Source organism: Fontibacillus panacisegetis, assembly GCF_900102215.1.
GTDB lineage: Bacteria > Bacillota > Bacilli > Paenibacillales > Paenibacillaceae > Fontibacillus > Fontibacillus panacisegetis.
Map to the genome: position 1 here is coordinate 438,548 of NZ_FNBG01000001.1, position 11,714 is coordinate 450,261.

Consider the following 11,714-nt stretch of genomic DNA (forward strand, 5'->3'; position numbering starts at 1 on the left):
TTTATTTAATCTTGCCTTTCAATTTGTATACATATGCCAGTACTTCAGCAACGGCTTGGAACAAATCGCCAGGAATCGAATCTCCGATCTCTGCTCTCTGAAACAACGCACGTGCGAGTGGCTTATTTTCAACTGTAACTACTCCATGCTCCTTAGCGATCTCCTTAATTCGAAGTGCCACATAGTCCTGACCTTTTGCCACAACTTCGGGAGCGTCCATTTGAGAACCGTCGTATTTTAATGCAACTGCGAAATGCGTTGGGTTCGTAATAATAACATCCGCTTTTGGAACTTCCTGCATCATCCGCTGAAGCGCCATACGCCTTTGTCTTTCGCGAATTTTACCTTTAATCAGCGGGTCACCTTCCATTTTCTTATACTCATCCTTAATGTCTTGTTTGGACATTTTCAAGTTTTTTTCGTGATCATATTTCTGATAGATATAATCCAGAACGGAGAGTACGAACAACGCTGCCCCAATTTTAAGTCCAAGGCTCATCGTAAGACCGGCTGTAAATTGAAACGCTTCATCTACTGAAGTATGAACCAGCTTGGCAATCTGATCTCGCTCGCCCCAAATGGTTGAATACACAAGAAAACCGATAATAACTAACTTTAGAAGAGTTTTTAGAAACTGAACTAGTGAGCGCATTGAAAAAATATTTTTAAAGCCTTTAATCGGATCAATTTTGCTGAGCTTCATCTTGAGAGGGTCACCAGTTAAGAGAAAACCTACTTGTACATAGTTTGCTAGAATTGCCATAACAAAAATAACTAAAAAGATTGGTGCCAAAAGCAACAGTAGCTTAACACCATAATCACTGAACATGACCATAACATTTTCTGCGGTAACATCCATAGTTAAACGATGATGCAACACATCAGCGTAGAGATAAATAAGTCTTTCTTTAAAATAGCCGCCAAACGCAATCAGGCAGAGAAAAGAGGACAATAGCACGACCGCTCCGGATAGTTCCTGGCTCTTTGCAACCTGACCTTTTTTTCTTGCATCCTGACGCTTATGGGGTGTAGCCTTCTCCGTCTTTTCACCAGAAAACAGCTGCAAGTCCAGAGCATAGCGATACGTCACTTTGGTCCCCCCCTTCTTTACTGTGGCCTCTCTCCGATGACGCCAAGTAAATTATGCAGTGATTTGAACATAAATTCGAACAAATACTGGAATGCATATACGAAGCTTGAAATTAGGAGGAGCATAACGACTAATCCAACTATAATTTTTAGCGGTATACCAATAACAAAGACATTGAACTGAGGAGCTGTACGGGCTAAAAATCCAAGTGCAACATCTGTCAGAAATAACGCAACAATCAAAGGAGCTGCCATTTGTAATGATAGTGTAAATGATTGACTAAACGTCGTTATTAAGAATTCAGATACATTTCCATTATAAATTTTCTGGAACAATTCGTTTGATAATGGTATCCAGTTATAACTTCGAATAATGGCGTCCAGCAAATAATGATGTCCATTTATACTCAGAAACAGCAGGGTTGCAATTATATACTTAAAATTACCTAGGATTGGCGCAGAAGCTCCTGTCATCGGATCGATAACGTTAGCAATCCCGAAACCGATTTGAATGTCGATAAAAGAACCTGCGATTTGAATGACATAAAAAATAAGAGTAGCCACGAAGCCCATTAAAAGACCGATGAGAACCTCACGAATGATTACAATCGCATACCCAAGATCACTCGGGATTACCTGGCCTGTTCCTTGCACCATAAGAACAAGAATTGCGACAATGCCCGATAACCCGATCTTGAACGTTGTAGGAACACCACGGGACGAAAAAATCGGCGCAACTACAAAAAATGCTGATATTCGACAAAAAATAAGTAAAAAAATCGAAAATACATGCAATAAAGTATCCATAATCTCGTCTGCCTAACCGATATAATTAGAAAGATTGTTTAATATACCGTAAGTAAAATCGACTAGAGTTGTTAAAATCCATGGTCCAAACAGCAGTAAGGCAATCAAGACTGCAACGATTTTAGGAACAAAGGCAAGCGTCTGCTCCTGAATCTGAGTTGTTGCCTGAAAAATACTTATGATAAGACCAACGACCAGAGCAATTACTAGCATCGGTGCACTGACCTTCAGAACGGTAAATACGGCTTGTCCGGCCAAACCGATAATAAATTCCGAACTCATTACCGTCTTCCCCCTCTATAATAACTTGATTGATGATTACTCTATCACGAAAATTATGAAATCACGTCAAGTAACGAAGCTGGTAAGCAGTGATTTCACAACCAGATACCATCCATCTACTAGTACAAACAGCAAAATTTTGAACGGTAACGAAATCATGACCGGGGGAAGCATCATCATCCCCATCCCCATTAATACACTTGAGACTACAATGTCTATTACTAGAAATGGAATAAAGATTAAAAAGCCCATTTGGAAAGCGGTCTTCAGTTCACTGATCGCAAATGCCGGGACCATTACCGAAATTGGAATATCCTCATAGCTCTTCGGCTTCTCCGTCTTCGTATAACTCATAAATAATTGCAAATCTTTTGGATGGGTATGAGAGTACATGAATTTCTTCATCGGAATTGCTGCTTTATCCAATGCTTCTGTTTGGCTAATCTCTCCCTTGATATAAGGCTGTAGTGCTACATCATTTATTGTCGACAATGTAGGACTCATAACAAATAGTGTCAGGAAAAGAGCCAACCCGACCAACACCTGATTCGGAGGCATCTGCTGGGTTCCGAGCGCATTACGTACAAAACCCAATACTATTACAATTCTTGTAAAACTCGTCATCAATACAAGAATTGCCGGAGCAATGCTGAGTACAGTGATGAGTAAAATGATAGATAGTGAACTTGTACTAGGCTCTCCGCCAGAATTCCCGATTTGTATCCCAATTTCCGGAATCGGATTAATAGGCTCAGCTGAAGCGATGGAGACTGCAATAGTGCTCCATATCGTGAGGAGCAGTAAAGTTACAATAAACACTTTATTTTTCATGAATCCCTCAACCGATCTGTAGATTGATCTTCCTGATCCTTAAGTAACTCTTCCATTTGGCGTTTTCGATTCGGTCTCTTACTTAGTTGGGAATAAAACACTTCATGAAAAGAAGTTCCTTCCAGCTCTTCCTCTTCATTCGGAGGATCTTTGCGGAATCGGGAGACGAGACCAGAAATCATAGACGTAACTCCGGTAAACTTCGTCCCCTCTTCTTCAAATGCCTGATGCAGAAGGTCTACTTCATCAGGATCAGATACTTTATCCAGCAAGGAAATATCTTCACCTACGCCGACAAAATATACACTGCTTCCGATTTCAATGACCTGAAGCGACTTATTTGGCCCCAAACCAATAGCACCAAGTATATGGATAGAGTTGTTTGGGCTTAAGAAGCGACTCCTTTTCCCTAAAAAGCGAACCATTAACAAAATTAAAACAATAATAATAGCTAAAACTACGATTACCGTAATCAAATTTCCCCAAAGATTAACATCTTCGCTGTTAAATGGCTGTTCCGACTGACTCAAAGTCATGGCCTTTGCCTACAATCCAAGCGTTTTGTTGATGGCTTCGATGACTCGATCGGATTGGAACGGCTTCACAATGAAATCTTTAGCACCAGCTTGAATAGCATCGATAACCATAGCCTGTTGACCCATAGCTGAGCACATAATTACTCTGGCATTAGAATCAAGCTTCTTGATTTCCTTAAGCGCTGCAATTCCATCCATTTCAGGCATTGTAATATCCATCGTAATGAGGTCAGGATGCAACTCCTTGAATTTTTCGACTGCTTGAGCACCGTCTTGTGCTTCGCCAACAACCTCAAAACCGTTTTTAGTTAAAATGTCGCGGATCATCATTCTCATAAAAGCTGCATCGTCTACGATTAGAATTCGGTTTGCCATTGATTTAAAATCCTCCCTAAACTTCTACTATTGTAATTTTTGAATTCGGTCCCACTGGCTAACAATATCAGTAACGCGAACGCCAAAATTTTCATCAATGACGACAACTTCGCCTTTGGCAATCAGTTTGTTGTTCACCAGAATGTCTACAGGTTCGCCTGCTAGCTTGTCCAGCTCAATAATTGAACCTTGAGACAGTTCCAAGATATCCTTAATTTGCTTTTGGGTCCTACCTAATTCTACGGTGACTTTAAGAGGAATGTCCATCAGTAAGTTTAAATTATTTTCATCCGGCAGTCCGAATGTTGGAGTTCCTAGATTTGCAAATTGTACAGGTTGAACATTCACGCTACGTCCTTGAACACCGCCCAAGTGTTGCGGCTCTGCATATGGCCGTTCTTGAGGTGGGTAATAATAACCAGCAGGCGGCTGCTGCATAGGTGGCTGCTGATATGCTGGTTGTTGATAGTAAGCAGGGTCTACAGCAGATTGAGCAGCTGGCGGAGTATGAACTGGAGCCTGAGCTGCTGCTGTCTCTTGAGCTGCTGGTTCCGATGATCCACCATTGATCAGACTATTCACCATTTCCTTAGCAAATTTAACTGTCAAAAGCTGCATAATTGTCGAATCTATCAAATCACCGATTGTAAGGCGGAAGGAGATTTTGATTAATGTTTCATCCGGCGGCAAGCTGTTAACGCCTGTTCCATTTGTCATATTCAAAATATCGATGCCTGGTGGTGAAATGTTAACAAAGCGATTAAAGATTGTCGACATGGAAGTTGCAGATGAACCCATCATTTGATTCATTGCTTCCTGAACAGCACTGATATGAATTTCATTCAGTTCTTCCTCTAAAGCATTACCTTCCCCACCGAGCATCAGATCCGCAATAACCTGAGCATCTCTGGTTTTGATTACCAGTGAATTCATTCCTTCAAAGCCATCAACATATTGAACATGAATTGCAACATGTGGTTTCGGGAACTCAGATTCAAATTGGGAGCGTCTAATAATAGATACTTTAGGGGTTGTAATATCTACCTTTTTACTAAGTAGTGTAGATAGAGCAGTTGCAGCACTACCAAAAGTAATATTACCAATTTCCCCAAGGGCATCTTGCTCGAGTGGTGTTAAGTAATCGGACACAGTAGGCTCAGCCGCTGTTTCCGGATCAGCTTGCTTTAGCAAAGCATCGATCTCTTCCTGGGACAAATAATCTTTACTCGTCAAGTTCCTCAACTCCTTCGCTGACAATTTCATCAATTTGAACGGCGACTCGGTCCTTCAAGGTACCCGGGCTGCCGATAAATTTCAATCTATCACCGACCCGGATAGATAATCCTTCTTGAACTGGTTTATTCAAGGATACAACATCCCCTACAGACATTCCAAGAAACTCCCGGATCGAAATCTGTGACTCGCCAAGCTCGGCGATAATCGGTAGTTTTGCTTTGTTAACACGGTTTCGAAGTGCGTCAACCTCTTCAGGAATACGCTCCTTCTTCTGGGATACGAACCAGTGATGAACCGAAAGTCTTGGCATAACCGGCTCAATAACAACGTGTGGAATACACAGGTTGATCATTCCTGACGTGTCCCCGATTTTCGTGCTGAGCGAAATGAGTGCGATCGTCTCGTTTGGAGATACAATTTGCATGAACTGGGGATTCGTCTCCAGTGCCTCCATCCGAGGATTAATGTCCATAACTGTCTTCCATGCTTCTTGCAAGCTTTCAAAAGCCCGACTAAAAATACGTTCCATGATAATAGTTTCAATTTCAGTAAGTGAACCGATTTTCGATGGAGCTGTACCAATCCCGCCTAGCAGTCTGTCCAGCATAGCAAAGGCGACATTTGGATGAACTTCCAGCACCATTCTACCTTCGAGCGGCTCCGCTTCAAAAATGTTCAGTATCGTCATTTTAGGAATGGAGCGAATAAATTCGTCATAAGGAAGTTGCTCGACCTGAACCACATTGATTTGCACAAAAGTACGAAGCTGTGCCGAAAAATAGGTGGTGAGATAACGAGCAAAGTTCTCATGAATCCGGGTTAGACTGCGGATGTGATCTTTTGAAAATCTAACCGCTCTTTTAAAATCGTATGCCCGGATCTTCTTTTGTGTCTCTTCCTTCTTCAGTTCCTCAGCATCCATTTCGCCAGAAGAGAGCGCTGCGAGCAGTGCATCGATCTCATTTTGCGATAGTACATCTACCAAACATCTCACCTCCTAAGGAAATAATTAATCTCGATATTTTCTAGATTGTTGTCATGATAAAGTTCGTAATATCGATTTGAGTTACTTTCCCCTCCGGCAGTGATTGATTGATCAGATTCATCAGCTTGGAACTTAAATTGTCTTTACCTTTCGCTCCAGTCAAATCTTCAGGATTTGTATCCGCAAGCGTCTTGATGATAATTGGCTTGATTTTGAAATCTTTGATTTTATCAAAGGATACTTTTGAACTTTCCTTATCGAGCTGGAATGCAAAATTCAATACTACAACGTAGTTAGGGTCCGACAAATTTGTTTTGATCTCATCAATTGTCGAGGTTACTTTTACAATTTCATCTGCTGATAAGTTATTCGGTTCACCTACTCCGGCGACAGTAGAATTCACTTGATTGCCGCTTCCTGGGTTGGTGAGTTGATTCATCAGCAGGAAGGCAGCCATTACGATCAGCGTTATCGCAAGTAAAATCGTAATTAACCAGGGCGCCATTTTTTTCATGACCATTCCTCCGTTTGTTGCACTTTAATAGTTGCTGCATGAATACCGATTTCGCTGTTGTACTCCTTGACCATTGCGATTACCTCGGACGCTTTCTCCAGCACGATAATACGCTTGCCTGTAACAAGGGTTACGTATGTATCAGGTGTTTCTTCTACGGTTTCAATCATTAGGGCATTAAGCCACATTTGAGAACCGTTTAGTCGTGTTACAGAAATCATGATAAACCTCCAGATCTCTTGTTTTGACAGCGAGGAAGACTAAATTGCTTCCCCGCCGTCATTTATCCTAACGCTTCAGGTTGACAACTTCCTGCAGCACTTCATCAGAAGTCGTAATAATCCGGGAATTTGCTTGGAATCCACGTTGAGCAACGATCATCTCAGTAAATTCTCCAGTCAAATCTACGTTGGACATTTCCAGCTGACCAGCAATAATAGCGCCAGTACCATCTTCCTGGTTGTTTGCAGTAGTTGCAACGAGTTCACCACCCTCGTTAGCATTCAGGGTTACACGGTACAAGTTACCACCAATTTTCTCAAGACCTTCAGGATTCGTAACTCGCGCTACACCGATTTGTGCTCCTCCTACGGTAGTACCATCATTCATCTTCTGAACGATCGTACCATCTTGGGCGATTGAGAAAGCTGTTACGTCATCACCAAGCGCTTCCAAAACCCCACCACCAGAATCACAAACAAGTAAACCGTCAGAAGTTACTATTTGACGAAGAGCGTCCATATGGAAGTCACCTGCTCTGGTCAAGAAAGGAACATCTTGATCAGGTGTCAATTTGACGAGAAAGAATCCGTCACCATCGATTCGAAGATCGAGTGGATTGTTGGTTGTCATTGCACTACCGCTGGTGTGAAGGGTATCAATCGAACCAATGGAAACACCCAGACCGATTTGCTTCGCATTAACACCGCCGGCTTCTCCATCAGCAGGAGCAGTTACACCGGATACGGTTTGGCTCATAATATCCTTGAACATAACACGACCGGCTTTAAAACCAACGGTATTAACATTAGCGATATTGTTACCGATAACATCGAGTTTCGTCTGAAAACCGCGCATACCTGAAACGCCCGAATACATGGATCTTAACATTTACTTAATTCCTCCTCTAAATATACATTTGCTATGGTCGCATCAGTCGATCAGCGACGCACCATTGGCCTCCGAATCCGGGCCAGCCAATTCTATGAAATGATTACTGCACTATCAATTTGAGTGAATACATTGTCTTTCATGCTGCTGCCATCCATAGCTGTAACAACGGTACGATTATCCACATTGACAATAAGGGCCATATCCTTCATTAATATCAAGGATTCCTTAGCTCCCTTTGCCGCTGCATTATCGATAGCTGTCTCGATTTTATTTAACTGCTCTGGCATCAGCTGTATTCCTCTTTGCTCTAATCTCTTCACAGCATGATTACTGAAATGAAGCAAGCGATCCTGGAGTATTTCTTTAAATGTCGAGTCCTGTGTCCCACCAAGCCTGACATTCTTTGTTTGCTGAAGAGCATTCGGCTGAACTCGTCCAGGGTATAAACTCCCTATGCGAATGGTTTCGCTCATGGATTACCAGCCCCTTGCTCCTCCGGTGAATTCACATTGTTTGCTTCAGTTTCAGTTTCTGGTTCAGTTTCTGGTTCAGGTACTGGTTCAGCTTCAACAGGATTTTCAACCCGTTCAATCTTGGAAACTTCGATTTCTTTATCACCAATCTTTGCGTAATGAACCCCGCTTCGAACGATGATTGATTCGACTAAGCCGCTTTCCAATTTATAGATGATCTCTGCTTTACCAGTACTGATGTTATAATTCCCGGTCTCTGTTCCAGAGGTCCAGCTGGCTACTTTCCCTATCAGGTTAGAGTTACTGCCCAGTGATTGACTCATATTCGTCAATTGCTGTGATATGTTGTGCAATTGCTCAACGGATGAGAATTGCGCCATTTGTGCAACCATTGCAGTGTTATCCATAGGTGAAAGCGGATCTTGATTCTGCAGCTGTGTTAACATCAATTTAAGAAAAGCATCTTTTCCCAACTTATCTGATCCAGTAGTCGAGCTTATCTTATTCATGTTGGAATAATTAGACCAAACCGGTGTTGTCACTACACTTGCCACAGTTTTTCCTCCTTTCTCATGTATTTCTTATGCTCTAGCTACGAAGGAACTACCAAGGCTATCCTCACTACTTCTAGCTTCACTAACCCAATCATGCCATTCGTCACTCAGATCTTTAATCATAATAGCTTCATCATCATGAAGAACTTCACGGCGTTTACCATTCTGTTGCTGGCTGCTTCCGTTGCCGGATTGACGACCATCCTGATACATGTGAGACGATAGCGCTGTATTTTGAGTTACTTCCAGCTTGTTCACCTGAAGGCCTTGGGATTGAAGCGCTTGGCGAAGTTGTGCCATTTGTGCTTCCAAGGATTCCTTGGCAAAAGCGTGTTCGGTTACAAATTGCGCGGTTAACAGCCCGTTTTGCATCGTAATCTTCACGTCAACCTGACCTAAATGCTCAGGATATAATGAAATTTTAGCTTCCGATATTCCATTCGCCTTAACGATGTCAAACTTGCTAACTAAAAACCCGCTCATTTCTTGGCTGAACTTCTCTACAGGAACTGTTGGTGTCTGTACTGTTTTCAGAGGAGTTGCACCAATGTCACGCATTGCCAATTGACCTGCTGTTACAATGTTTCCTGCTTGAAGCGGATGATCTGTATCCCCAGCTTCACTTGAGAATGATTCACTATCGGCTAATAACGCTGCACTGGAATTGACCGTAGTTACAGGGACAATTGCATCCGATTTTTGCTGTACCAAGCGACCTTGAGTGTCATCTCCCTGTCGTTGAACCTGTGCTAACGATCCTGAAGTCTCCAGACCATTCTTATTTGCTAATAGAGCAGCAAATTCAGAGAAAGCTGCAGATTTATTTGAGGAGTTAAGCTCTCCGGTAACTCCTGCGGAGCTCAATACGTTTTGCAAGGATTCCAGCATGGCCTTGATTTGAGTTGCATCAATTGCTGTATTACCAGCATTTTGTTTACTTGAAGCGGTAATTAACTGCAGCAAAGCGTCCTGAACTGCAAATTTCATCGTTTGTGGATGCTGTGCAAGTACCGGAAGCTCTACAACTGCTCCATTTGATTGGTTCAAATCAGCGCCTGCTGTAGAATTATTTTGCAGCAATTGATACACGTTTTGCAGCCAAGCTTGTAGTGAAGCTAATAGTTCTGTGTTTGCTTCATCAGTTAAATCTGACTGATTCAAGACCTCATCCAACTGCTGTAACTGTTGAAGCAGGTTATCCAGTAAAAGAGCTAATGACTGTTCCTCCTCATTAAGGCCTGAGGTATCACCTGTCTCAACAAGACCAGCCAGAGTTAAAAGTGGATTACTTACCAAGCTGTCTTGTGATGTTATATTGCCGGTTAACATAGCTAGTAAAGTCTGGTCAAAAGATGGAGTCGTCCCTGATGCTGTAGAAGTCTTCCCACTAACTCCATACCATAACGCCCCGGCAGCATTACCAGCTGCTAAATTCAATACGGTTTGGCTCATTTTTTTCACCTCCTTTCAGGTAGTTCATAACTTTCTATTTACTAATTAGCTGATTTAAGATTTTTACGGACAATTTCTCGTCCTGCTCTGCCATCTTAGCGAGTATGTTCGAACGAGTACTATCGTCAACTGCTTTTAAAATTTTAAGCGCTTTGTCCGCACTGATCTTGTATGTTTGCAGAACCAGTGTGGATGCAGCATCGGCTGACATCGAGCTAAATGTTTGACTCAGCTGTGCATCATCAAGACCTGCGTTCGTTTTTGGAGTACTTGCTTCATCAGCCGATTCTTTCTTCAGTCTGGATTGTAACGCGGATATTGCTAAATCCTCCGATGAATTTACATCCTTAAGCTTGATGGAAATATCAGCTGCTTTTTGCGGGTCCATCTTCTCTAAAATGGCTGCTTTGCTATCATTACTCATTACACTTAGCATTTGCAGAGTCTCTTCTGTAGTCAGATTGCCTAAAATGGCAGCAGCTTTACTCGGACTCATTTGAGCGTATAGCTGTGCAAGCTTCTTAACTTCTTTCTGATAAGCCTCTTGTTCAGCTGCTTGCTCCTGTTGGGCTGTTTTTTGTTCAGCAGAATCTAACTGCTCTTGCAGCTCTTTAACTTTACCTTCATGCTCAGTAACCTGACGATTAGCTTCCTGTAAATCCGCCTCTTGCTTCGCTACCTGCTCCTTTAGCTGCTTAACAGTAGCTTCAGTGCTTGTTTCCTTTTCCTGTTTTTTGACCTGTTCCTTGCTTTTCTCCTTATCAGTTCCTTCAGGATCAGGCACAAAGTTTTTGACAATAGGAATTTTACTCCCGAAATCCATTAGAGTATTCCGCACGTTAATGTTGAACAAAGTCAACAGAACACCCAGTAGCACGACAGTAAACAGAATCGGAGTTACAAAAAACAGAAAACGCGAAAATCCGCTGCCGGATTCCTCAAATTCCTCGTCATATTCAGTCTTCGCCATCTTCATCCCTCCTTCGCAAACCCATATCCGTAGCCCTTACTGCTTTAGCGGGCTTTCATGGCGAATCGGACTGTAGCCATTTCATCCAATTCGTTTTGTTCCCGAAGAAGCATTTCGTGCATAAATTTGTTTTTAGATTTCTCTTTTGCTTTCAACCATATTTTTTCATCAAGCATCTTGCTGGTTAAATAGGATTTCTTCTTCTCCACGTTGATTTCAGCTTGTCTTACATCGCTGATCTTTCGTGTAATGCATTCTTCAAGATAGTCCACATAACGTTGCAGTTCTTGAAGCTTAATCATCGAAGAGCTATTCTCCATCTCACGCTGGATCGCAGAAAGTGTCTCGAGACGAGCTTCTCTTAATTGATCCAGAGTTCGCTGTTCTGATTGCAGTTGACCAACAGCTGCAGAGAGCATCCACTCGGCTTGTGTCTTTTCATTCGATTTCAAATCAACGACTTTTTGATACACGTAACGGAATTTCATCCTTTACTT

General features: G+C 42.2%; 16 protein-coding genes. All 16 read right to left on the reverse strand.

Translation table 11 applies throughout. The annotated features are described in order from the left end of the window. Window position 1: 1 nt before the first annotated feature. Window positions 2-1,090: a flagellar biosynthesis protein FlhB gene (gene flhB, locus BLS49_RS02080; protein ID WP_091226294.1), complete on the reverse strand. Its 1,089-nt coding sequence runs from the start codon at window positions 1,088-1,090 to the stop codon at window positions 2-4. Between the two features lie 17 nt (window positions 1,091-1,107). Further along, entirely contained in the window at window positions 1,108-1,896 is a 789-nt protein-coding gene (gene fliR, locus BLS49_RS02085) for a flagellar biosynthetic protein FliR (RefSeq protein WP_091226296.1), read from the reverse strand. Between the two features lie 12 nt (window positions 1,897-1,908). After that, window positions 1,909-2,178 carry a flagellar biosynthesis protein FliQ gene (gene fliQ, locus BLS49_RS02090; RefSeq protein ID WP_091226298.1) on the reverse strand — a complete coding sequence of 90 codons (270 nt, stop codon included), beginning with the start codon at window positions 2,176-2,178 and terminating at the stop codon, window positions 1,909-1,911. A 66-nt stretch (window positions 2,179-2,244) separates the two neighbouring features. After that, on the reverse strand, window positions 2,245-3,009 hold the full coding sequence (gene fliP, locus BLS49_RS02095) for a flagellar type III secretion system pore protein FliP (protein WP_091226299.1): 765 nt from the start codon (window positions 3,007-3,009) through the stop codon (window positions 2,245-2,247). After that, window positions 3,006-3,545 carry a flagellar biosynthetic protein FliO gene (locus BLS49_RS02100; RefSeq protein WP_091226301.1) on the reverse strand — a complete coding sequence of 180 codons (540 nt, stop codon included), beginning with the start codon at window positions 3,543-3,545 and terminating at the stop codon, window positions 3,006-3,008. The genes fliP and BLS49_RS02100 overlap by 4 nt, the downstream gene beginning before the upstream one ends. Before the next feature lie 9 nt (window positions 3,546-3,554). Further along, window positions 3,555-3,920 (reverse strand): response regulator, encoded by a 366-nt coding sequence (locus BLS49_RS02105; RefSeq protein WP_091226303.1) that lies wholly within the window; start codon window positions 3,918-3,920, stop codon window positions 3,555-3,557. Window positions 3,921-3,947: 27 nt separating this feature from the next. Beyond that, window positions 3,948-5,153 carry a flagellar motor switch phosphatase FliY gene (gene fliY / locus BLS49_RS02110; RefSeq protein ID WP_091226305.1) on the reverse strand — a complete coding sequence of 402 codons (1,206 nt, stop codon included), beginning with the start codon at window positions 5,151-5,153 and terminating at the stop codon, window positions 3,948-3,950. Then, window positions 5,143-6,141 carry a flagellar motor switch protein FliM gene (gene fliM / locus BLS49_RS02115; RefSeq protein ID WP_091226306.1) on the reverse strand — a complete coding sequence of 333 codons (999 nt, stop codon included), beginning with the start codon at window positions 6,139-6,141 and terminating at the stop codon, window positions 5,143-5,145. The genes fliY and fliM overlap by 11 nt, the downstream gene beginning before the upstream one ends. A 40-nt stretch (window positions 6,142-6,181) precedes the next feature. After that, complete coding sequence (locus tag BLS49_RS02120) at window positions 6,182-6,655, reverse strand: flagellar basal body-associated FliL family protein (RefSeq protein WP_091226308.1); 474 nt, start codon at window positions 6,653-6,655, stop codon at window positions 6,182-6,184. Beyond that, entirely contained in the window at window positions 6,652-6,876 is a 225-nt protein-coding gene (locus tag BLS49_RS02125) for a flagellar FlbD family protein (RefSeq protein ID WP_091226309.1), read from the reverse strand. Before BLS49_RS02125 ends, BLS49_RS02120 begins: the two co-directional genes overlap by 4 nt. A gap of 67 nt (window positions 6,877-6,943) precedes the next feature. Next, complete coding sequence (flgG, locus tag BLS49_RS02130; RefSeq protein ID WP_091226311.1) at window positions 6,944-7,765, reverse strand: flagellar basal body rod protein FlgG; 822 nt, start codon at window positions 7,763-7,765, stop codon at window positions 6,944-6,946. 92 nt (window positions 7,766-7,857) lie between these two features. Next, window positions 7,858-8,241, reverse strand: coding sequence for a TIGR02530 family flagellar biosynthesis protein (locus tag BLS49_RS02135; RefSeq protein WP_091226312.1), 384 nt, complete (start codon window positions 8,239-8,241; stop codon window positions 7,858-7,860). Next, on the reverse strand, window positions 8,238-8,795 hold the full coding sequence (locus BLS49_RS02140) for a flagellar hook assembly protein FlgD (RefSeq protein WP_245742231.1): 558 nt from the start codon (window positions 8,793-8,795) through the stop codon (window positions 8,238-8,240). Before BLS49_RS02140 ends, BLS49_RS02135 begins: the two co-directional genes overlap by 4 nt. Before the next feature lie 27 nt (window positions 8,796-8,822). Further along, entirely contained in the window at window positions 8,823-10,247 is a 1,425-nt protein-coding gene (locus BLS49_RS02145) for a flagellar hook-length control protein FliK (protein WP_091226314.1), read from the reverse strand. A 34-nt stretch (window positions 10,248-10,281) separates the two neighbouring features. Beyond that, window positions 10,282-11,217, reverse strand: a complete 936-nt coding sequence (locus BLS49_RS02150) for a MotE family protein (protein ID WP_091226315.1) — start codon at window positions 11,215-11,217, stop codon at window positions 10,282-10,284. A gap of 44 nt (window positions 11,218-11,261) precedes the next feature. Beyond that, window positions 11,262-11,705 (reverse strand): flagellar export protein FliJ, encoded by a 444-nt coding sequence (gene fliJ, locus BLS49_RS02155; protein ID WP_091226317.1) that lies wholly within the window; start codon window positions 11,703-11,705, stop codon window positions 11,262-11,264. Between the last annotated feature and the right edge of the window lie 9 nt (window positions 11,706-11,714).

Coding starts and splice junctions, on each gene's coding strand:
- fliR (WP_091226296.1), bottom strand. CDS start 1,896: ATGGATACTTTATTGCATGTATTTTCGATTTTTTTACTTATTTTTTGT.
- BLS49_RS02150 (WP_091226315.1), bottom strand. CDS start 11,217: ATGGCGAAGACTGAATATGACGAGGAATTTGAGGAATCCGGCAGCGGA.
- fliP (WP_091226299.1), bottom strand. CDS start 3,009: ATGAAAAATAAAGTGTTTATTGTAACTTTACTGCTCCTCACGATATGG.
- fliJ (WP_091226317.1), bottom strand. CDS start 11,705: ATGAAATTCCGTTACGTGTATCAAAAAGTCGTTGATTTGAAATCGAAT.
- fliQ (WP_091226298.1), bottom strand. CDS start 2,178: ATGAGTTCGGAATTTATTATCGGTTTGGCCGGACAAGCCGTATTTACC.
- BLS49_RS02145 (WP_091226314.1), bottom strand. CDS start 10,247: ATGAGCCAAACCGTATTGAATTTAGCAGCTGGTAATGCTGCCGGGGCG.
- BLS49_RS02120 (WP_091226308.1), bottom strand. CDS start 6,655: ATGAAAAAAATGGCGCCCTGGTTAATTACGATTTTACTTGCGATAACG.
- BLS49_RS02135 (WP_091226312.1), bottom strand. CDS start 8,241: ATGAGCGAAACCATTCGCATAGGGAGTTTATACCCTGGACGAGTTCAG.
- BLS49_RS02100 (WP_091226301.1), bottom strand. CDS start 3,545: ATGACTTTGAGTCAGTCGGAACAGCCATTTAACAGCGAAGATGTTAAT.
- BLS49_RS02105 (WP_091226303.1), bottom strand. CDS start 3,920: ATGGCAAACCGAATTCTAATCGTAGACGATGCAGCTTTTATGAGAATG.
- BLS49_RS02125 (WP_091226309.1), bottom strand. CDS start 6,876: ATGATTTCTGTAACACGACTAAACGGTTCTCAAATGTGGCTTAATGCC.
- flgG (WP_091226311.1), bottom strand. CDS start 7,765: ATGTTAAGATCCATGTATTCGGGCGTTTCAGGTATGCGCGGTTTTCAG.